17 protein-coding genes are annotated in these 22,473 nt (G+C 55.9%); 6 read left to right on the top strand and 11 right to left on the bottom strand.

The features are described from left to right. The first annotated feature begins 13 nt into the window (after positions 1-13). A complete protein-coding gene (locus tag ACR0FE_RS11720) occupies positions 14-1,627 on the top strand; it encodes a CHAT domain-containing protein (protein ID WP_480912860.1) in 1,614 nt (537 codons plus the stop codon). A gap of 568 nt (positions 1,628-2,195) precedes the next feature. On the opposite strand, the gene ACR0FE_RS11715 is transcribed toward ACR0FE_RS11720, so the two are convergent. From ACR0FE_RS11715 to ACR0FE_RS11685, 7 genes are all read right to left on the bottom strand, one after another. Continuing rightward, positions 2,196-3,488, bottom strand: coding sequence for a TRAP transporter large permease (locus ACR0FE_RS11715; protein ID WP_170611436.1), 1,293 nt, complete (start codon positions 3,486-3,488; stop codon positions 2,196-2,198). Beyond that, positions 3,485-4,099, bottom strand: a complete 615-nt coding sequence (locus tag ACR0FE_RS11710) for a TRAP transporter small permease subunit (protein WP_170611438.1) — start codon at positions 4,097-4,099, stop codon at positions 3,485-3,487. Before ACR0FE_RS11710 ends, ACR0FE_RS11715 begins: the two co-directional genes overlap by 4 nt. An 81-nt stretch (positions 4,100-4,180) precedes the next feature. Beyond that, positions 4,181-5,185, bottom strand: a complete 1,005-nt coding sequence (gene dctP / locus ACR0FE_RS11705) for a TRAP transporter substrate-binding protein DctP (protein WP_480912859.1) — start codon at positions 5,183-5,185, stop codon at positions 4,181-4,183. Next, complete coding sequence (locus ACR0FE_RS11700; RefSeq protein ID WP_480912858.1) at positions 5,182-5,484, bottom strand: hypothetical protein; 303 nt, start codon at positions 5,482-5,484, stop codon at positions 5,182-5,184. The genes dctP and ACR0FE_RS11700 overlap by 4 nt, the downstream gene beginning before the upstream one ends. A gap of 78 nt (positions 5,485-5,562) precedes the next feature. Beyond that, positions 5,563-6,585, bottom strand: coding sequence for a histone deacetylase family protein (locus ACR0FE_RS11695; protein ID WP_480912857.1), 1,023 nt, complete (start codon positions 6,583-6,585; stop codon positions 5,563-5,565). Between the two features lie 9 nt (positions 6,586-6,594). Further along, positions 6,595-7,524: a 3,5-dioxohexanoate:acetyl-CoA acetone transferase gene (gene kce, locus ACR0FE_RS11690; RefSeq protein ID WP_480912856.1), complete on the bottom strand. Its 930-nt coding sequence runs from the start codon at positions 7,522-7,524 to the stop codon at positions 6,595-6,597. 2 nt (positions 7,525-7,526) lie between these two features. After that, positions 7,527-8,867: an aminotransferase family protein gene (locus ACR0FE_RS11685; protein ID WP_480913005.1), complete on the bottom strand. Its 1,341-nt coding sequence runs from the start codon at positions 8,865-8,867 to the stop codon at positions 7,527-7,529. An 81-nt stretch (positions 8,868-8,948) separates the two neighbouring features. On the opposite strand from ACR0FE_RS11685, the gene ACR0FE_RS11680 reads away from it, so the two are divergent. The 5 genes from ACR0FE_RS11680 to ACR0FE_RS11660 all read left to right on the top strand — a co-directional run bounded on the left by ACR0FE_RS11680 (position 8,949) and on the right by ACR0FE_RS11660 (position 16,503). After that, positions 8,949-9,935 carry a LysR family transcriptional regulator gene (locus ACR0FE_RS11680; RefSeq protein ID WP_480912855.1) on the top strand — a complete coding sequence of 329 codons (987 nt, stop codon included), beginning with the start codon at positions 8,949-8,951 and terminating at the stop codon, positions 9,933-9,935. A gap of 176 nt (positions 9,936-10,111) precedes the next feature. After that, positions 10,112-10,996 carry a MurR/RpiR family transcriptional regulator gene (locus tag ACR0FE_RS11675; protein ID WP_170611449.1) on the top strand — a complete coding sequence of 295 codons (885 nt, stop codon included), beginning with the start codon at positions 10,112-10,114 and terminating at the stop codon, positions 10,994-10,996. 2 nt (positions 10,997-10,998) lie between these two features. Next, positions 10,999-11,841: a carbon-nitrogen hydrolase family protein gene (locus tag ACR0FE_RS11670; protein WP_480912854.1), complete on the top strand. Its 843-nt coding sequence runs from the start codon at positions 10,999-11,001 to the stop codon at positions 11,839-11,841. Positions 11,842-12,016: 175 nt separating this feature from the next. Beyond that, on the top strand, positions 12,017-14,401 hold the full coding sequence (locus ACR0FE_RS11665; RefSeq protein ID WP_480912853.1) for a GcvT family protein: 2,385 nt from the start codon (positions 12,017-12,019) through the stop codon (positions 14,399-14,401). A 125-nt stretch (positions 14,402-14,526) separates the two neighbouring features. Beyond that, the gene (locus tag ACR0FE_RS11660) at positions 14,527-16,503 is read left to right on the top strand and encodes a CocE/NonD family hydrolase (RefSeq protein WP_480912852.1); all 1,977 of its coding nucleotides are present in this window, start codon (positions 14,527-14,529) and stop codon (positions 16,501-16,503) included. Between the two features lie 164 nt (positions 16,504-16,667). Here the strand turns inward: ACR0FE_RS11660 and ACR0FE_RS11655 are convergent, their stop codons facing one another. The 4 genes from ACR0FE_RS11655 to ACR0FE_RS11640 all read right to left on the bottom strand — a co-directional run bounded on the left by ACR0FE_RS11655 (position 16,668) and on the right by ACR0FE_RS11640 (position 22,384). After that, complete coding sequence (locus ACR0FE_RS11655; RefSeq protein ID WP_480912851.1) at positions 16,668-17,777, bottom strand: TylF/MycF/NovP-related O-methyltransferase; 1,110 nt, start codon at positions 17,775-17,777, stop codon at positions 16,668-16,670. Between the two features lie 238 nt (positions 17,778-18,015). Further along, positions 18,016-19,119 (bottom strand): alginate O-acetyltransferase AlgX-related protein, encoded by a 1,104-nt coding sequence (locus ACR0FE_RS11650; RefSeq protein ID WP_480912850.1) that lies wholly within the window; start codon positions 19,117-19,119, stop codon positions 18,016-18,018. 1 nt (position 19,120) lies between these two features. Then, a complete protein-coding gene (locus ACR0FE_RS11645) occupies positions 19,121-20,512 on the bottom strand; it encodes an MBOAT family protein (protein WP_170611461.1) in 1,392 nt (463 codons plus the stop codon). Positions 20,513-20,524: 12 nt separating this feature from the next. Beyond that, positions 20,525-22,384 (bottom strand): rhamnan synthesis F family protein, encoded by a 1,860-nt coding sequence (locus tag ACR0FE_RS11640; RefSeq protein ID WP_480912849.1) that lies wholly within the window; start codon positions 22,382-22,384, stop codon positions 20,525-20,527. Positions 22,385-22,473 lie beyond the last annotated feature (89 nt).

The following is a 22,473-nucleotide window of genomic DNA, read 5'->3' as shown; positions in this document are numbered from 1 at the left end:
CGAGGCTGACCAGTTGGCGCGGGATGCTTTCGAGGCAGCACAAACGATCGGGCTTGGGCCTTCGGCCTTTGCCATATCGCGGGCTGCCGGGCGCATTGCGGCAGACAATGCCCGCGTCGAGCCCTTTTTGAACGACTGGATTGGCGCCAAACGCGATTTGGCGGCATTTGAGACCAAGTCCGTTGCCGCCGCATCCGGCGCAGAGACATCGACAGTGGCCGCGCCCGATACGCTTGATCGGCTGATGGACAGATTGGATACAACAACGCAGGCCTTGCAGAATGCCTTTCCCGCGTTTTTTGACCTGATTAATCCGCGCGTGGTCCGGGTGACTGATTTCCTGCCGGGTGGCGATGCCGAACTCGATGACGACGAGGCGCTGATCCTGATCGTTCCGGAAGGTGGAAATGATCGTTCAACGCATTTCGGGCCCGGCTTTGTCTGGGCCGTAACACGTGAAGGCGTCACATGGTCCCGATTGGAATTCGATGCAACAGAGCTGGAAGCCCGAGTCTCGGCCCTTCGCCGTTCCATCAACCCAGACGAGGAGTTCCTTGTCGCGGCACGCGCACCCATTAACCCCTCCGGTCCCGAGCAACAGGACAGCACACGCAGGTTTGACATTGAACTGGCCCACGATCTGTTTCTTGACCTGTTCGGCGCACCGGAGATTTCAGAGGCAATCGCGCCGAAGAAGCGGTGGCTGATTGCCCCGCAAAGTTCGCTGCTGAGCCTGCCATTCGGCGCGCTGGCGACCGCCCCTCAAAAGGAATTCGGGTCCGTGGCGAAAACCCTTCGAAATACGCGCTGGCTTGGCGTCGAACGCGCCCTGAGTGTCATCCCTTCCCTGCAACTGGCGTTGCGAGACAACACAAGCACCACGGCTCGGGCAGACACGCGCGTCAGTTACGTCGGGTTCGGCGATCCCGATTTTTATGGGACACCCGAACCCCTGCGGCTGGAGACCCGCAATCTTCACAGATCGGCCCAGGACCTGCGCGAAGGGTTGAAAAACCTGCCAAGACTGCCCGGAACGCGGACCGAGATCCTGTCGCTGGCATCGCAGTTTGGGGCCGGTGAACATTCCGTTTTTCTTGGATCTCGGGCCAACGAAAGTGAACTCAGAAAACTGGACGCTTCCGGGCAATTGCGCCAAACGCGCGTTCTGCATTTCGCAACGCACGGACTGATTTCCGGTGATTTCGACAATCTGGACGAGCCTGCCCTGGCGCTTTCGCCCCCGCCTTCGCCGGGCAGTCCCAAGTTTGACGGACTTTTGACCGCATCCGAGGCGGCCACGTTGTCCTTAGATACAGAATGGGTTCTTTTGTCCGCATGCAACACCGCGGCAGGGGCAAAACCGGGGGCGGAAGGGCTGTCCGGGCTGGCCCGCGCATTCTTTTTTGCCGGTGCCAGGAACCTCCTGGTGAATCACTGGCCGGTTCGGGATGATCTGACATCCCGCCTGATCACCGAGGTTGTAACGCCCTCGACCAACCGGGTCCGCAGCGAAGCGCTGCGTCAGGAAATCGAGGCGCTGATACAGGACACCAGCGAAGATCACCACGAACGCCCGTTGGCGCATCCCGGGAACTGGGCTGGCTTTCAACTGGTTGGTGCCGGTTGAACAAATCCGCTTTCACAGCCATTCGAAAAAACTGAACTCAGGTCTTGGCCATTTTCCTGCCGCTGCAAACCTGTGGCAGTGAGTCAGGCGTAAGACAGAGTGTGCAGCAACCCCTGTTGCCCGTCAGATCCTGCAACTAAGTCATGCCCGCGACGCATGCCGGACATGCATTGCACCTACTTATTTTTCATAGGTTTTAGGGATAGATGCAGAAACAAGAACTTCTGTCCCTGAAACACTTGGAATGACACGATGACCAAAGAACTACGTGAAACCGTACACTACGTCAGCTTTGTTGTTGCCGGGCTGGCATTCATTGCCGCACTCTCGATCCTATTTTACAGCTAATCGGGCAAAGCGGCCTAAAGACAGGCATCACTTTCGAATTGTCTGAAAGCCGGAGGAACACTCCGGCTTTTTTATTGGGCTTGCGCCATTGAACCGGGTGTTCTCAGCGGTGCCCATGTGAGGTCAGGCAGGCACACCCTCAACGGAAACGGCCGCTCTGAAAAAAGGCATCCGAACCCGCACGGGTCGGATGCCTTTTTTTTGGATTTTGAGTGTCGGATTACCGGCCCAGCAACAGGTCCGGCAACCACAATGCCAGTTCAGGAACAAACGTGGTCAGCATCAGTGTCGGCAGCCATGCAAACACGATGAAGATCAAAGTCGGCCACAGCATCTTGGCAACCGGCGTGTCGCAAACCTGCGCCCCCAAGTACAGCAGCGGCGCCGTGGGCGGCGTGATGTTGGCCATCCCAAGGTTGACGCCGATGATCGCGGCAAAGTGGATCGGATCCACACCCACGCTCTGCGCAATCGGCAGCAGGATCGGCGTGGACAGCAGCAGCCCCGAGATATCGTCCATCAGCATGCCGATCAGGATCATGACGACATTGATCATCAGCAAAATCACGACCGGGTTGTCCGAAACCGAATAGACCATATCCTTGGCCATCTGCGGCGCGCCCTGCGAGATCAGGTTGTCTGATACGATCAGCACCATGAAAATCATCACCATGACCACCCCGATCGTAACACCCGAAGTCTGGATGGTCTGGGCCAGGGTTTTCCAGGTCAGGCCGCGATAGAAGTAGATTGCCACGGGAATCGCGTAAACAACGGCGATACCAGCGGCTTCGGTCGGGGTCATGATACCGCCGTAGATACCGCCCAGTATGATGATTGGCATCATCAGCGCCGGACCCGCCAACCGACCCTGGCCCAACAATGCGGGCATGAAAGGATCCGGACGCTCTTTCAGCTGGATATCGTCATACTTCCGCAGCATGAACTGATTGGTGATGATCAGCAGCGTGATCAGGATGATCGCGGGAATGACCGTCGACAGGAAGCACTTCAGCACGTGTTGCTGTGCGACCCAGCCGTAGAGGATGTGCGATGAACTGGGCGGGATCAAAAGGCCCAGGGGGCTTGCCGACACAATCAGGGCTGCGGATTGCCCTTTCGGGTAATTCGCCTTTTTCAGGTGCGGCATCATAATACCGCCGATGCAGGTCAGGGTCGCATTCGCACTGCCCGAGATCGAGCCGAACACGCCGCAGGCCAGCACGGAGGCCGCGTTCAGTCCACCTTTGATGTGGCCAATGAACATCTCGGCCAGCGCCACCAGAGGCGCCGCAATTCTGCCTTTCTCCATAATGCCACCGGCAATCATGAAAAGCGGAATCGCGAGCAGCACCAGAGAGCGGATCCCCGTCGCTCCGGTCGGCAGATATCCTGTGATGGATTGATCTCCCACCATCGCGATAAAGATCAGGACGGCTCCGAACGCCACATAGACGCTGACACCCAGCAAGAGCATCAGGCAGACAATAACAAGACTTCCGGCGATAATCATTTCGCGGCTCCCTTAAGAATTTCAGAGCGCAACGGAAGCCCGAGCCCCTTGCGGATATGAACGTAGAGATACGCAGCGGTGAACATCGCCATGAAGCCGAAAGAGCACATGATCGCGATGCGCCAGGAGACGAACGGAATACGCAGGACCGGAGTGGATCGCAGCCGGGGGAAAGAGAAGTCGTCCAGCAGCGAGACGTAGCAGGCGTAGACCATAAAGAGGATCACAAGAAGCTCAACCAACAGCACCACAAACCCGCGCCACCAGATCATCCGGGGATTGTGGATCACGATACCCAGAATATCGGCGTTGATATGCAGATTGCGGGCAGAGGCCAGAACCGCACCGGCAAAGAAGCCGATGATCGAGAAGGCCAGCAGCCATTCTTCATAAGCGAACAGGTCGCCGCCGAAACCGTATCGGATTACAACAACAGCGCCAAAGGTGAAGGCCATCAGGAAGCCGCAGGCCATGACGATTTGTCTGCAAACAAACGCGATCACTTTCATGGGATACCCGATGACGGGCGGCAATTCGTCGGTAACTTTCTGCGGTTTATCGGCGTCTTCGTCGCCAACCCATCTCGTCATGTCATCGTCTTCTATCGACATGTCTGTCCCCGCTTTTTGTTTTTTTATCAGGTATTAGAAGAAGGGCCGGCAAGTTTGCCGGCCCACCTGGGTTTCAGATTATCAGTTTTTGCTTGCAAGCAAACGGTCAATCACATCCTGACCGACGCTTTGCGCCATCATGGGCCAAATATTTTCCTGAATGTGGGCAGCCATTGCGGCCTGCTCTTCTTCGTTCAGGGACAGGATAGTATAGCCTTTTTCGATCAACTTCTCCCCAAAGGCCGCATCGTTGTCGCGGTTATACTGGAAAAAGTCGTCGGACGCCTTGGTCATTGCGGCCTGCAATGCCGCACGCTGCTCGTCGTTCAGCTTGTCCAGTGTACGCTGCGAGGCATAGAACGTGGTCAGTTCCGAGATCGAGTTGTACTCTACGAAATGCGTGCCGACATCCGACTGCGCGAAGATCGAGTAGGTTGCCGTCTTGGTGCAGCAGATCGCGCCGTCCACGATACCGGACTGGATCGCGGGGAAGATGTCGCCCCATGCCATGGTCGTGGCCTTGTAGCCAAGTGCTTCCACCATGGCTTTTACAGCCGGAGACGACCAGACCCGAATGTTCATGCCTTTGTCGTCAAAGGTGTTCCAGTTGGCCGGTTCCTGCGTGGCCACGATGCCGACAAACCCTTCGGGGTTCTGGGCCATCACGCTCACACCATACTCGTCGGTGATTTCCTGCAGGATCTTGTTATATTCGGAATCCATGTTGCGCATGATGTTGTTCATGTCGTCCCAGCCACCCACGAGGAACGGCATCGACAGGAACTCCAGGCGCGGGTCGGTATCCGCATAGATAAAGGCCGCCGCCAGATCGATGTTGCCGCGGGCCACGTCTTCAAACAGCGCCTCGCCCGAGCCCAGCTGGTTTGCGGGGAACACTTCGATCTTCAGACCGACGTTTGCCGCCGCGACGTCTGCCGCAACCTGTTCCATCATCTTTGTACCCTGATGGTCGATTGGGAATACACCGGCAAACCGCAAAGTCATATCTTCGGCGAATGCAGCGGTGGCCATCAGCGCGCTGGTGGCGCCAATGACCAGCCCTTTGGCCAGTTTGTCGAGTTTCATGAGAATTTTCCTCCCTTTGGGGTTTTTGCCCTTGAACACCGGGCTTTTAGAATCGTTTTGGCCAGCAGCATCGCCACGTGGCCAGTTCTTAATATTTTGTTATCACTAAAGCTGGAATTTATCATCTGCAATTTGTTTTTGCGAATCTTTTTCGATTGAAACATCTGAAAGGCGAATTTGGCCGACGAAAAACAGTTTGATTTCAACCCTGTGAATGTCAGCCCGCCAACAATTGTTGCAGGCCCACGCGTCAGCGGTGGATTTGAACTGAATCCCGAACAGCTATGGATCGCACTCATTCGGACCACTCCATCGGCACCGGACGTTGCAACAATTGCAGATCGTCATCTTGCTAAATCCCCTGGGGCGTTTCAACATCAACCTGAGTACCCGGACAGGAATGCGTTCAGATTTTCACCCAGTTCATCGCAAAGATAGCCCCCCTCCTGTACGATGACGGTCGGAACGGCCAACTCATTCAGCTTCTCCGCAATTCTGGTGAAGCCCGGCGTTGATACCGCCAGCCCGCCAAACGGATCACCTTCGAAAGCGTCGAGGCCCAGCGCGATCACGACCGCGCCCGGCGCAAAGGCCCGGACATGTTCAAGCCCGCTTTCCAGCCCCTTCATGAACCCGTCATCCCCGGTTCCGCGCGGTAGGGGAATATTGAGGTTATAACCAAATCCGGCGCCCTCACCGCGTTCATGCGCGTGGCCCCAGAAGAATGGATAGAACCGCGCGGGATCCGCGTGGATGGAAAGCGTGAAGACGTCACTGCGTTCATAGAAAATGCCCTGCGTACCGTTTCCATGGTGCAGATCCACATCGATGATCGCCACGCGGTCATGCTGCTTTCGCAGGTATTGCGCTGCGATTGCGCTGTTGTTGAGATAACAGAACCCACCCGCCAGATCGCTGAAACAGTGATGCCCGGGCGGGCGGCACATCGCATAGGCGACATCGTCGCCTTCGCTCACGGCCTGCGCTGCAGAAACAGCGCAGTTCGCAGACCAGCGCGACGCTTCCCAGGTGTGCTCTCCGATAGGACAGGACATATCCGCGATGTGGTATCCCGCTTGCGCCACGGCGGATAACGGATAGCTCGCCGTGCGGCGGTCGGGATGAATGTTCGGGAAAATCTCTGGCGCCGCATCCGGAATACGTTGCCAGCGCGGGTAAACTGTCGACAGAAACTTCAGATAGGCCGGAGCGTGGACCGCCGCAATCGGACCCAGGCCATGATCCTCGGGGGCCAGAATGTCATGCCCGCCTGTCGCGACCCCATCCAGAAACCGTTCCAGCCGTTCAGGTTTTTCCGGATTGGGCTGCATGAGGCCATTCACCAGAAATCCCGAAGGAAAGTGTTGGCGCTGTTTTTCCTGATCAACAAAGACTTTCATGCCATCCCCCTAAAACGCGACCTGATCCGCGCCTTTTAGCCCCAGTGTTTCGCGTACATCCGTGGGTGTTGCGACATCGAACCCCAATTCTTCGACAATGCGTCGAATTTTCTGCACCTGCTGCGCATTGCTTGTGGCCAGTTCCCCTTTCGCGATCATCAGGTTGTCTTCCAGCCCGACGCGCACGTTCCCTCCCAGCACCACGCTCATTGTCCCCAAAGGCATCTGCTGGCGCCCGGCAGCGAGAACGGAAAACTGGTACTGATCACCCAGCAAACGGTCCGCGGTTGATTTCATGTGCATCAAGTTCTCGGGGCTGGCATCCATGCCGCCAAAGACACCCATGACAAACTGAAGGAAGACGGGTGCCTTGATCCGTTTTTTCCGAAGATAGTAGGCGACGGTCTGGATGTGACCAACGTCGTAGCACTCCAGCTCGAACCGCGTTCCGCACCCATCCCCCATCAGCGTGAAAAGACGCTCGATATCATGAAACGTGTTCTTGAAAACATTGTCGCGAGAGTTTTCCAGAAATGGCTCTTCCCAGTCGTGTTGCCAGTCCGAGAAACGTTCGCGCATCGGGAAAAGACCGAAATTCATTGACCCCATGTTGAGCGAACACATCTCAGGCGACAGTTGCGACGGAGCGGACAGGCGCTCTTCGATCGTCATCTGCGAACTACCACCTGTCGTGATGTTGATGACCGCATCTGTAGCCTGTTTGATGCGCGGCAAAAACTGCCGGAATACGTCGATATCCGCGCTTGGCTTCCCGGTTTCCGGGTGGCGCGCGTGAAGATGCAACACCGAGGCCCCTGCTTCGGCTGCCCCGATAGCCGCAGTCGCGATCTCATCCGGTGTCACCGGCAGATACGGACTCATGCTAGGGGTGTGGATCGAACCTGTGACCGCACAGGTTATGATGATTTTTCTTGTCATATTCAGCTCTCCAGCCCGGCTTCCCGCGCAAATACGGAAAGGCTGTCATCCAGAATGTTCAGAATGTCGCCAACCTGATCTTCGGTTACGATCATCGGCGGGCAGATTAGGAAATGATCCCCTTCCAGCCCACCCCTGGTCCGGCGGGAATAGGTGATCAGACCTCGATCGTAGCAGATGTCCACAAACCGGGAATACGCATCCAGTTGCTTGGGAAGCGGCGTCATGCTGTTGCGATCCGAAACCATTTCAAACGCCATCAGCAAACCTTTGCCCCGCACGTCGCCGATGAAGGAATAGCGTCCCATCAACTCGTGCAGCCCGGCCATCAGAACACCACCCATCCGGGTCGCGTTCTCAAGCAGATTCAGGCGTTCGATTTCACCCAGCACTGCCAGACCCGCCGCGCAGGCCAGCGGGTTGCCTGCATAGGTGTGACCGTGCGCAAAACCGCCAGCGACCAGGACGGCGTCCACCATCCGTTCGTCGGCAATCATCGCGCCCAGCGGCGCATAACCGGCGGCAAAGCCCTTGGACACAGCGGCCAGATCCGGACGAACATCCCAATGTTCGGACGCCATGAATTTGCCCGTCCGTCCAACGCCGGACATGACTTCGTCCATGATCAAAAGGATACCGAATTCGTCGCAGATTTCCCGGATGCGGCGATAATAGCTGTCCGGTGCAACCAACGCTCCGGTCGACGCGCCACCCACCGGTTCCATGATAAAGGCCAGCACGGTCTCAGGACCCTGAGCGATGATCTCATCCCTCAGCATCTCGGCGTATTTCAAACCGCGCGCGTCATCGGACAGGTTGTCATTGTCCAGATAGCAACGCGGTGCCGGGATCTTCGGCATGTCCTGAAACATTGGCCGAAACACATCTACCAAGGGCCCGTACCCGGTCAGTGCAAGCGCACCCAAGGTGCTTCCGTGGTAGGAAGGGAACCGCGAAATCACTTTCCAGCGGTCCTGCTGCCCAGTGGCGACCGCCCATTGGCGCGCAAACTTCACGCAGGATTCAACCGCTTCTGAGCCACCCGACACAAAAAAGACCCGGTTCAGACCGTCCGGCATGCGCGCGGCGATGGCCGACGCGAGGTCTTCGGCCGGGGCGTTTTCGAAATGGAGCCTGTAAGCGAACGTGGCGCTGTCCATTTGCGCCTTCATCGCAGCCAGAACGTTCGGGTTCGAATGTCCGATGTTGCTAACCATCGCACCGGATGAGCCATCAATGTACCGTCGGCCTTCCGTATCCCAAAAATAGATCCCTTCGGCACGGTCGACCTGAGGCCGCCGGAGACGGGATTGATAGAACAAATTCGATTTCTGCACTGACAGGCCTCCGAGAATCCCTGAACGTATCGGGACGACAAGAAGATGTTGCGCGCAGATCTGTCATAGACCAAATAGATAATATGAATGGATATCATAGATCTGGTTAATGGCATGAAGGAATCCAAGGCGGAAAGACTGGCGCGGGAACTGGACTGGAACCTGCTGCGCACCTTCATGTTTATCGTCCAGGAAGGCAGCCTGACCAGCGCAGCCAACCGACTGAGATTGCGCCAGCCGACAATAAGCCAGGCCTTGCAGCGGCTTGAAGCCCGCACCGGCACCAAGCTGATTGAGCGCAGTCCGTCAAGCTTTCGGGTCACGCCGGCCGGCGAAACCCTGTATCAGGAATGTGTTGAAGTGTTCGGAACCATCACGCGCGCCGTGCAGACAGCCCAAACCACACGGGATCATCTGACCGGTCAGGTCTCCATCGCCACAACCAGCCGAATTGAAAGCCCTTTCTACGACAGGGTTCTGTCTGATTTTCACGAACAGAATCCCAACGTGACATTTGAAATCAACGTCATGTCCAGCGCAAACGTCCAGCGCAGTGTTCTGGAGAAGAACGCGGCCGTGGGCTTTTGCCTGGCCCACGAAATTCACCCCAGACTGAATCACGAGATCATGTATAGATCTTTCTTCAGCTTCTTTTGCGGCCCGACGCATCCTCTTTTTGGGCAAGCGGATTTGAAGCTGAGCGACCTGAGAGAGTATCCGTCCGTTTCCTTTAAAACCGACCAGTTGTGGGATGCCCTAAGGCCGGTGGCCCTTTTGCGGGCGCAGCAGGCACTGGACAAGAAGGTTATCGGATACACGTCTAATCTGGACGAGGCCTTGCGGATGATCATTGCCGGGCTGGGGTTTGGCCCCCTGCCCGTCCACTTCGCCCGCCAATATGTGGCGCAAGGTAAACTCTGGCGCCTGCCGCCTTACACCAACGAACCGGTGATCGATTTTTTCATGGTCCACCATAGCAACGCGCGTCTGAACCCCGCAGAATTCGCCTTTCTTGAAATGTTGAAGGCCAGAATATCCAGTACTCCGCTAGGCAAACGCACATACTCGGACTGACATCCCGACACAGGGCATCGTCCGGCCCGGATGTTTTCAAATGATACAGTTGTCAGGAAATATTGCACGAACGTGAAAATCATCCTAGCATCGCGCTCAGGCTGTTGGTTTCGGGCCATCGTCAATACACCCGGAAACATCAACGTGAGCAACCTCCTGTTCTGAGCACTTGTAGTATGAGCGATTATCAGCAAATCGGCGAACGCCTGAGGGACCTTTACCCCGACCTTCCCCGCGTTCTGAAAATCGTCGCGACCTACATGCTTGAGCATCCGGGCGACATCGCGACACTGTCCATGCGCCGTGTGGCAACAAATGCGGGCGTTTCCCTGCCGAATTTTTCCCGCATGGCAAAAATTCTGGGGTACGAGACCTATAGCGAGCTGCGTGACGTCTATCGCAAACAGGTGCAGCAGCACGACATCAAGGATTATCACCTGCGCGCCGTAACCATGAGCGACTCGGAAGACAGCCGCAGCAACATCAGGTTCTGGGAGCAGTTGCGCGACGCAGCGCTGACCAACGTATCTTCTCTGTTCGAAGCCAACGACCCGGAACACATCGCCGAGATCGCCCGCATGTTAAGCAAAAGCAGACATGTCTATCTGGTGGGAATGCAGGCTTCGCAAACCCACGCGTCTTACCTGCACTATCTGGCGGGAATGACCAGCGGCAAATTCCGCCTGCTTCAGGCCGCTGGCGGTGTTCTGGCCGACTCAATCACCGATATCTCGGAAAAGGACACCGTGATAACAATCAGCCTGCAACCTTGCGCCAACGCGGCCATTCAGGTGTCCGAATTTGCGCAGGAACGAAAGGCGAAGGTAATCGCGATCACCGACAGTCCCGCGTCGCCTATTGCGATCATGGCAGATCACACACTGCTGGCTCAGGATCAGGCCCCGTTTTTCTTTGGCTCCTTTGCCGGCGTAACGGTGCTGATCGAGGCACTGATCGGGTTCTTCACGATCGAGGAACGGGCCAGCGCAACAGACAGAATCAAACAGATTGAAGCGGATCGCATCAGGCTGGGCGAGTATTGGAAGGACAAGGAAGTCTGACAATGTCGAAGGAAGAAACACTGGCAATTCTGGCGTGTCAGATCCGCATTCCGCAAACGAAGTCTGCGCAGGAACGCGACGATCATCTGGCGCAGTCCACGCAAAGAGTATCCGAGGAACTGGCCACCCGGCCTGCGGACCTGGTGGTCTTGCCCGAATTGTCAAGCATCGATTATTCCCGCGCGGCGTTTTCGCGCCTGGACAATATTGCTGAACCCCTGGACGGTGCTTCATTCCGCGCGTGGCGTGATGTGGCGCTAAAGTTCGGCGTTTTCGTGTCCTACAGCTTCGCGCGCAGAGGGACAGACGGCAACTATATCTCGATTGCGGTTGTGGGACCGGACGGCAATCTTGTCGGGCATTATGACAAACTACATCTGGCCCAATACGGCGCCTCGATGGAGAAAGAGTATTTTGAGCGCGGCGCGCATCTGCTGACTTACGAAGTCCGTGGGTTCAGGATCGCCCCTATCATTTGCTACGACATCCGCATTCCCGAGCTATGCCGTACCCTGGCCGTCGACAAGGGTGTTGATCTGATAACCCATTGCGGCGCCTATTTCCGGGATGAATCCTTCCCCACCTGGCACGCCTTCGCGACCACCCGAGCGATGGAGAACCAAATTTTCCTGATGTCACTCAACCGCGCTGGTGAGCAGTATGGAAATTCGCTCTTCTGCTGGCCCTGGATGGACGAAAACAAGGGCCCCGTCGCGTTTCCACAGCATGAAGAAGCCTTGAAACACATCGTTTTGGAACGATCCGTTCTGAATCAGGCCCGCACCGATTATTCTTTCCTGAGGGATCGGCTGGAAGACTATGATCGTCTTCCGACCCTGACCTAACAAACCTCGCAATACGCAAACGATTGGCTCGGGACCGCTCGGGACAATTCCGGAATGGTGGTGAACTGTACGCTTGTTCACATAATTTAACGAATGATAAAAATTGTTAGACTAATTTTTCAAATTTAATATTCTGAGTAAAATTGGCTTTGAATCAGAATCACAGGAAAGCGAAATGACTGTCCCAGGCCACGCTTCAGTTATTGTTATCGGCGGTGGAATTATGGGGTGCTCGACCCTTTACCACCTGGCAAAAATGGGGGTCGGCGATGCGATCCTGCTGGAACGCAACAAGCTGACCAGCGGTACGACGTGGCACTCTGCTGCACAGGTACGCGCCCTTCGCCATTCGCAGAACCTGACCCGTATGATCCAGTATTCGGTCGATCTTTATTCCCGGCTTGAACAGGAAACGGGCCAGAATGTTGGCTGGATCCAGAAAGGCAGCCTGTCCATCGCCACCTCGGACGGGCGCCTGACGCATATACGACGGCAAGAGGCGCTGGCCAGAGCCTATGGGGTCACTGCGCAATCCATCAGCGCAGGCGAGGCCAAGGAACGCTGGCCGCTGATGAATGCCGAAGATGTCATCGGCGCTGTCTGGTCGCCGGACGACGGCCGAGTCAGCCCTTCGGACGTGTGCGCCGCACTGATCAAGGCTGCGAAAGGTTTGGGCGCAAGGATTTTCGAGGATACCGGGGTCACTGGCATCCTGACTGAAAATGGCCGCATCAAGGGCGTTGAAACAACGGCCGGTACGATCACATGCGATGCCATTGCTTTGTGCACCGGGCTTTGGTCACGCGAAGTGGGCGCCATGGCCGGCTCCGCCGTGCCTGCGCTTGCCTGCGAACATTTCTACCTGCTGACCAAGCCAATCGACGGAATTGTCGGAAATACTCCAACGCTCAGCGACCACGACAGCCATCTGTACATCCGCGACGATTCAGGCGGCTTGCTGGTGGGTTGCTTTGAACCCATGAGCAAACCGGTGAAACCCGGCATCCTTGATGAAAACTTTGAATTCAGCCTACTGCCCGAGGACTGGGACCATTTCGAGCCGATGATGATGAACGCGCTGCACCGGTTACCGGCGCTTGAGACGGCCGAGGTCAAAATGCTGCTCAACGGGCCCGAGAGCTTTACCCCGGACGGCATGTTCATGCTGGGCGAGACGGCGGAGACACGCGGGCTCTATCTGGGCTGTGGTCTGAACTCGGTCGGGATCGCTTCGGGTGGCGGCGCCGGGATGAACCTGGCCCATTGCATCGTTCATGGGCACACGGCGTATGATTTGGGCGAAGCGGATGCCAAACGTTTTGCGCCTGTGTTCAACTCGCTGGATCATCTGATGGCCCGGGCGCCGGAAATTCTGGGAACCCACTACGAAATCGCCTATCCCGGCCGTCAGCTCACAACCGCGCGGAACCTGCGTGCCCTGCCGCTCGAGACGGAATACAAAGCAGCGGGCGCGCATTTTGGCCAGTTTTATGGCTGGGAGCGCCCGCTCTACTTCGGAAAAACCGCCGAGCCCGCAATGAGTTTCGGCAAACCCGACTGGTTCGAAAACGTGGCGAATGAAGTCAAAGCCGCGCACGAGCAAGCGGCTGTCTTCGATGCGTCATCGTACGGCAAGATCGAGGTTGAAGGCCCGGATGCCGAGGCGTTCCTGCAACATACATGCGCGTCCAACATGGCCAAGCCGCCGGGCAGTGCCGTCTATACTGCAGTACTGAATCAACGCGGCACCTATGAAAGCGACATTACCGCCCATCGGATTGCCGATAACCACTATCGCCTGTTCGTCGGCACCAATGCGATCAAACGGGACCTCGCCTGGTTCTGCCGCCACTCGGAAGGGTTTGATGTGACCCTGAACGACAGCACCGAGGACTACGCCGTTCTGGGCCTGATGGGTCCTGACGCCGCACGGATCATCACCGAGGCCGGTGCGCCCGAACTGACCAGACTGGGCTATTTCAAGGTCGGTCCCGCGCACATCGCCGGATGCCATGTTCGGGCCGTGCGCATGTCATATGTCGGGGAACCGGGCTGGGAAATCACCATGCGCGCCGAAAACGCCCCCGCAGTTTATGCAGTGCTGACGGCAGCGGGCGCAAAACCGGCGGGCCTGTACGCCCAGACCGCCATGCGGATCGAAAAAGGATTTGCCGCCATGGGTCATGAACTGGACAGCGACACGTCCCCTGTCGAGGCCGGGCTGGACAGTTTGGTGTCGAAGAAGAAGCCCTTTATCGGTTCCGAAGCGCTGGCACAGCGCCGCGAAACGAGTTCACGCCATTTGGTCACGGTGATCATCGACGACGAGACGGCGGTGCCACTGGGACATGAGCCCATCTATGCCGGAGACGAGATTGTGGGTCATACGACATCCGCCGCTTTTGGCTATCGTATCGGCAAGCCGGTTGCACTCGCCCATGTCAAACTGAAAGACGCTGATGGCGTCAGGGTCCATCTGAATATAGCCGGCAGCCGGTTTGCGGCGAAACTTCAATATGCGTGTGCGTTTGATCCGGAAGGCGCACGGATGCGCAGCTAAGACGCCACCGCGCCGTGGTGAAAAAATCCGGCGCGGTGGAACCGAAACATGTAAAACGTCGCCAAGTTCCGAATTCACTGGTATCCGGGTATGCAAGCCGGTCGCAGAAAGGGTGACGTCCGAAAATGCCAGTCGAAATCATCGAAAACACATGGATACCACTACCGGAAGGGCGAAAACTTGCCGCAAGGATCTGGTTGCCGGAAAAAGGGCCTTCCCCTGCGATTCTGGAGTACCTTCCATACCGAAAGCGTGATGGGACTGCGCCGCGGGATGAAACTACCCATCCTGTGTTTGCCAAGGCCGGGTATGCCTGCATCCGGGTGGACATCGCCGGAACCGGCGACAGTGACGGCCAGTTCGATGATGAATATTCCGAGCAGGAACTCAGCGATGGCGAAGCCGTTCTGAACTGGATCGCAGCACAGGACTGGTGCGACGGAAACGTCGGCATGATCGGAATTTCCTGGGGCGGGTTCAACGGATTGCAACTGGCTTTCCGCCGTCCTGCCGCGTTGAAAGCGGTCGTCAGTGTCGCCTCGACAGTCGATCGTTACGCCGACGACATTCACTTCATGGGCGGGTGCCTGCTCAGCGACAACGTCAACTGGGGGTGCCAGATGTTTGCCTACCTGACGCGCCCGGCTGATCCCGCTTTGCGACCTGATTGGCGCGAGGACTGGCTGAAACGGCTTGAAAACGTGCCATTTTCAGCCGCCGACTGGCTGCGCCATCCCACCCGAGATGGGTTTTGGAAACATGGCTCGGTCTGTGAAGACTGGTCAGCCATTCAGGCCCCCGTTCTGGCAATCACCGGCTGGGCGGACGCCTATGTCAACGCGCCCCCCGCGCTGGCCGCCAATCTTGAAGTACCCGCAAAGGCTATAATCGGGCCCTGGGAACACCGCTATCCGCATATTGCCAAACTGGATGCCGGGGACTTCCACTCGGAAGTCATCAGGTGGTTCGATCGATGGCTGAAAGGGCAACAGAACGGGGCCGAGGATCTGCCCGCCTATCGGGCGTATATGCAGCAACATTTCAATCCGACCAAGGAAAACAAGCCAAGACAGGGGCACTGGATCGCCGAAAGCCAATGGCCCTCACCCAATGTTGGTACCCAGCACTGGCACCTGCGACCGGGTGGATTTGCGGACGCTCCTATCGCCGAAAAAGCGATGGTGGCCAGCCCCTCGCATATCGGACAGGCAAGCGGGTATTTCTGTCCTGGCATGCGGATAGATAACGAGTTGTCCGAGGATCAATCTCAGGATGATGCACTGTCACTTTGCTTCGACAGCACAGCAATGCAAAAACCGCTGGACCTGTTGGGGCGCGCCCGGCTGAAACTGTCCTTCACCGTGGACAAACCGGTGGCGCAACTGGTCGCGCGTCTGTGTGACGTTGCCCCCGACGGAACGTCGCAGCGGATTACCTACCGCGCGCTGAACCTGACGCATTGCAACAGCCATGAGACACCAGAAGTATTGGTGCCCGGAAAGGTCTATGAAGCGGAAATCGTATTGAACGAATGCGCCCACCGCCTGCTACCGGGACACATCCTGCGTCTGGCGCTGTCCACCTCATATTGGCCAATAGTCTGGCCTGCACCCGACGCTGCACAAGTGACGCTGCTGCTGGAACACTCAGCCCTGCTGTTGCCCGTGCGGGACGTACACGAGGAAATCGCACCATCAAATCCCGGGTCGGTTCAGGATTATCCGACACTTCAGGCCAGTCAACTGCGGCCACCTTCTGGACGTTCGGAGCGCTCAGTGGAAGACGACGGAACCGTGGTCCTTACGACATTTGACGATTACGGCAAGGCCACCGATCCTTATCATGGTATGACAGTTGGCAGCCATGTGGCCATGCGTTACGCGATCCACCCGGACGATCCGACAACGGCACAGTACAAAGCCAACTGGTCATTTACGTTCGCACGAGGCGATTGGCAGGTTGAGATACATACGGAAGGCCAAATGACCTGTGATGAGCAGAATTTTTACCTGGAAAGAAAATTGCGCGCGACCGAAGGCTCCGAAAAATCCGAAGTCCTGACAAAGGAATGGCGCGAGACAATCCCGCGTGGACTTCTTTGACAATACTGGTCACGGCAAGGCGACGGCCGCGGAACCTCGCCGGTCCTTCTGCAGGGTCTGCTTCAAAAGACTGCACCCTATGGCAACAACAAGACCGGTTCTGACACCGTTTGCATGCAGAAAGTACCGGACACGTGACGCGCCACGTGTCCGGCATACAAATCTCAGGTTTTCAGGATCAAGCCCTGACCTGTCGGCAGAGACAAAATGTGAAAGTTCATCTCCCGGCTCAGCTCATCCATCGCCTGTTTCTGCAGTTCGAACCCTTTCTGAGCATAGTCATCCAGAAGCACAATTCCACCGGGCACGATTCTGTCCCAAACGAACCGCAAGGCGTCTATTTCCGGTGCAGGGTTATTCAGGTCGATATGAACAAATGCCAGTTGTTCGCTCGTCAACTGATCCAGCGTGTCAGGAATAAAGCCAACCACAATCTTGGTGTTTTTGAATTCCGCAAAATTCGCGCGAACTTCATCGGCACTGATCGCATAGAAGCCATTAGACAACGCGGCGGTGTTGTATTCGGACAGGTGCTCTTTGCCTTCTTCCGCGCCTTCAATATGTTCGGGCTTCATCCCGGCAAATGAGTCGAAGAGGAAGATGGTTTTGTTCTGGTTGTTCCAGTCCAGATCAAGCATGGCGCCGGATGCCAACATGCCGTAATTCACTCCGAACTCGGCAAAATCGCCCGGAAGCGCCATGGCGGTTCGCATGCACCACAGACCGACATGGAACCGCCAGTACCAGTGATGGTCGATGCCACGGGCGGCTTTCGAACCCCGTTCATACGCTTTTTTGAAGGCGGGATCCTGCATGAAATCAGAGCTGTGAATGGTGCTGAGCCCGTCAAAATCATACACACCCTTTAGTTCGGATGGACGACGTTTTTCCTGATAGCCATAGTTGACGAAATGGGTCCAGGGATCCTGACCGCTTGCGCCAATTTCCGGGTAGGCTTTCACGTAATACTCGGGGTCGAACCAATCAGGATGGGCTGGCGTTGCCGATGGTTTAAGTCCTTCCTGATAACCGTGCTTCAGGTAATGAGACCACGCGTCCATTCCCGTCTCACGGACGGCCGGATTAGTACTCAGGTAGAACTCGGGATCAAACCAGTCAGGATGGGTTGGCGCAGCTGACGGCTTAAGTCCTTCCTGATAACCGTGCTTCAAGTAATGAGACCATGGATCTATGCCTTTCTCGCGAATCTGAGGGTTGCTGTTCAGGTAGTATTCGGGGTCGAACCAGTCAGGATGCGTCAAGGTGCCGTTCACTTATCGTTTCTCGTATGAGTGGGTGGATATTTCAGATAGGATGTTATTCCTACAAACTTCTCCGGTTTTTTCCATAGGCGGAGTTCGGGACCATCTCCAAAACGGCATAACAACTGCTACTTTGTGATCCGGCCGCTTCGTTAAGCGATCTGTTCCGCCTTGTCGGCGAGAATGCTGGCCTTTCCGCCGTAAACTTCAAAGATTGTTGCCATGACAATCTGGTGATCAAAGACCCGCATCAGTTCAACGCCTTGAGTGTTTCATGCAGGTGCCAGCCCGGTATTTCCCAGTCGACAAACTCAAAGATGAGATAGTCAGGCTGAAACGCTTCGACTGCGTTTCTATCGTAGGCGCCGTGCGCATGATGCGACCACCGTACTTCACTGAAAACTGCGCCCAGGAAAGGTCGAAAGAACCCAAACGTGAAGCTGTCCCCGATAATCTGCAGTTTGGGTTTGCCCGAGCTACCGTCATCGAATTTGACAATGTACGAATTCATCGAAACATGATCTTCGAAGTCCTCAACGCTTTGTTCTTCGACGGCCCGCAACATGGTCATGTCCAATTCGGGAATTGCCTCACTATCAGCGGCTTCGCTGAGCCCCATAAACTGGTCGAGAACACCGAAATACGTGCCTTCATTGTAGCCGATCAACAGAGCCTGCGGGGGTGGAAGATTTTCGGCCAGGCCCAGTCGGCTCATCGCGTCATAGAAGACGACATAGGCACCGAAACTGTTCCAGTGGGTATCCCGTTTGTAATAAAGAGGCGTTTCGTCAAGATCATAGTCCTGATAAACGACATAGGGATCCGTCAGGGGTATGTTCTGGTCTGCCAAATTCTTGATGATGGCCCGTTGTTCAGATTTCTCGAACTCGTCTGTTTGCGCCCAGGACGGCATATACTTGTTGTAGACAGCGTGCTTGGTCGGAACCGGAATAGCCAGAAATTCGGCCCCAACCTTGTCTGCCAGGTCCTGCGCCTCGAGCACATAGTTTGTGATACTGGTGACGCGCCAAGGCAAGAATTCCAACCCGCTTGTTCGTTCAATGACCGACGGCGCGTTGTAGTACATCCAGCCTTCCCGCCCCACGATGACCTTCGCGTTGCCCTGGCGGTTCACTTTTTTATCCAAGGACTTCTTGGCCAAAATCATCTGATTGCGAAGGCCGATATTGTCGGAGACAAAGTCATCGACCCCTGCAAAAAAGTCGTCCAGTCCGGACAGTGAATCCGGGAACGCAGGAAACTCAGTTTGTGCGCGGTTTTCAAGATTGAGGTCACTGCTGAAAAACCCGGCCAGGACGGGTATGAGCAGGCATATGAGCAGTATTTTGTCCATGTCAGAACCGGAAATACAGGAATGGGCTATACGTGCTGTTGGCCACGAACATCAAACATACCAACAGCAGGAAAGTGAACCACATATTAGAGAGCCAGCCAATTCTGTTGGGGCGTTTCCAGATGCGGTCGCGAACCGGCCGTGGAACCAAGCCGAAGAAAAGACCAATCGCGAAGATCGCCATGACTTCATTGCTGACCGTCAGAAAGAACTCGGGGGATATCACGCCATCCCCCGAGGCGCCGAACATGTGGCCAAGGTAGTCAACCGCGTCACCCAACGTCTCGGCCCGGAAGAACACCCACCCGATCAGCACGACCAACAACGTGTAGACTCGTGCAAAAACAATCTGACGGGGTTTGCCAAAGAACCGCTCAAGCGTCAGAAAACTACCGTGCCACAGGCCCCAGATGACAAAGTTCCACGCGGCACCATGCCAGATACCGGTCGCAAGAAAGACAATCAGCAGATTGATGACCGTACGGACCTGACCGTGACGGTTTCCGCCCAGTGGAATGTACAGATAGTCGCGAAACCAGCTGGACAATGACATATGCCAACGCCGCCAGAACTCGGTCATGGACTTGGACACATATGGGTCGCGGAAGTTGGTTGGAAATTTGAACCCGAAAAACAGACCCAGTCCGATCGCCATGTTCGAATATCCGGCAAAATCGAAGAAGATCTGAAGGGCATAGGCCACAGCGCCCAGCCACGCTTCCCCCATGTCCAACGCTGGCCCGAGTGAAAAAGCGTGGTCTGCAATTGGTGCGACCTTATCTGCGATGATGACCTTTGACGCCAGGCCCAGGACGAAGAGCTTGGCCCCAACCGAGCGCCTGCTGCCGGTATCAAGCCGCTTTCCCATCTGCGTCACAACGGACCCAAAGCGCACAATTGGGCCGGCAATCAGCTGCGGGAAAAGAATGATATACAGCGCAGTGCGCAACAACGTCGGGGACTGGTATTTTTCTTCGTCGCTATGACGATACACGTCGACCAGTTGCGAGATTGCCTGGAACGTAAAGAACGATATGCCCAATGGAAGCGCAATTGTCAGTTCGGGCAGGAATCCGACCCCGACCGAGCGCAAGTTTTCGGCTACAAAGCCGTAGTATTTGAAGAACCCGAGCAGCGATAGCAGGGCCGCGATACACAGCGAAACTACCAGCCGCTTATGCTTTGTTCCCTTGATCTGATAGACCGTGCCAGCATGCGTGATCGCAATGGCCGTAAAGATGAGCGGAAGGTACTTCAGCTCTCCCCAGCTATAAAAGATCACGGAACCGCACAGCAGAAGGATATTCCGCGTGTGGGCCGTTCTGGTCAGATAGCATCCTGCCAATATCAGCGGTAGGAACGCATACAAAAAGGTCGGGCTGCTGAATAACATCCGTCAGGCTGCTCACTTCTGGAATTGCGACAAGTCGCGATGCTTGTTCTTTTTCTGGCGTTTGATACCAAGCGCTGCACCGACCGATTTGAGCGCCGGCCTGCAAAACCTTTCGAACTGCCGCAATGTGCTGGGTGTTCGGCTGCGGTGAGTTTCACCATTGACGTAGGAAATCAGGTGCCCGTGCGGTGCGACGTGCTCCATCGGGAAATAGGAATACAGGCTGTCCATCTTGTATTCCATCAACGTCGTGCTCTGGGCGGCCACATAGTCCGGCCAGACGGTCGCTGACATGTAACCCCGGGCCTGTGCGACATAGGTCATGGCCCGTTCCTGGCCGTGCGCCAACCCGCCATCCACATGATTGGGTTCCTGATTGTATTGCGAATACTGGTATTGATCGTCAAACATCGGCCGCAGGGCGTCCGGACGGAACCAGTATACGGTGCCGTATGCGGCCAAAGGTGAATAGGGTTCTTCCGGGACCGAGCAGTTCAGGTCCTCCAGGATTTCGGCGAAGATCGGCCGGTTGTCGTACCAGGCGTGCCCCATCGACCGGTAACCGGTATGGATCATGGGCGCGAATGCCATGCCCACATGAGGGTGGGTGGCAAAGAAATCCAACAGATGAGACACGTATTCCCTGTTCGCCAAGACCGAGTCAAAAATGAAGTTTTTGAAGTATTTTCCGGTCGTTGGATGCACTTGAGGTGACTTTTTGGAATGCAGGCGGCAAACCAGGTCATAGTCCTTTTCCATCACCACATCTTTGAGGTCGATATACAGCGAGGACATGTCCCGCCCGCGATTTTCGCTCACGACACGCACATCTGCCTCAATTCCAGCGGCTGCGCATTTTTCTTCCAGGATCGCTTTCTTCTCGTCCGACGCGGTGGTGATATAGAAATCAAACGGGTGTGGAATATTGCTGACCCGATCAAAAATCTCTTCAAACGCTTCGGTGTAGTAGAGATGCGCACAGGCCGCGATTTTGAGCGAAGAATCCCATTTTGGCGTTCCTTCGTATGATTTGCTGTCAAACGTAAATTGATAGGCCAGATTGGTGTGTAGCGACCGCAATGAAGTCGTCTTCAACAGAACCTGCCACATCAGGTTCGTCGGATAGTCGCTGTTTTCTTCCAGATAGGGAATGATCCGGTCCAGGTTGATCTGATATGCATCCTGAAGCGCCGGCGAGCTGTAGAACGGGTGCAGCAGGATAAAGGGGCACTGCGCTTCTTCCAGCGTTTCTTTTATTTCCAGCAGAAGCGGATGGTCCGTCTCATAGTCTTCAGGTTTGATAAACGCACCGCCTTGGAAGCCGTGCTTGATCAGATAGGCCGCCAGATCCGGAGTGGTACCCGGTTTGTTGCCAGGCGAACCTTTCCTTGGCGTGTGTTTTTGCAGGAACTTATGAAACGGCTCCGATTGCAGCACGTTCTGCCCCAAATTCAGAAAGATGCTAACGAGTTGCCGATCGTTTTCTGACAACGCTTCGTCTTTTCTGCTGGCGATTGACCAGAAGTCCAGATCGCTTTGCGCCGCCATGCTGGCCCGCATGGCTTCATAGGGGTAGACGGGACCGATCAGGTCACAATCCATAAGTGTCAGTTCATCCAGCGCCTGGATCTGATCCAAACCCAATTGGCTGATGCAGCCCAGATACCCCCGGATGTGGTCCCGTGGTTGTTTGTCCAGAACAACGACCTCGTCGCTGCATGCATTCAGTTCGGCCAGGCCGTCGGAATCAGGCGCTCCGTTGGTTACAACCCAGATACGATCGAAATCCGGTCGAAGAGACGCAAGGCAATGCGTGGCGTACCCAAGGACTTCACCCTTTTGAAGTTCCAAATTGTAGATTAACCCGCGCATCACCCCTGCTCCTTTTTTGCCCATGTGCTGAATTGGTTGAGGCCGTCCCTGACGGAGACCTGTGGGGACCAGTTCAGCAGGCGGCGTGC

The organism is Ruegeria sp. K7 (assembly GCF_056531785.1).
Note: the sequence above shows the minus strand (reverse complement) of the source record. Positions and strands in the feature narration are given on the sequence as shown.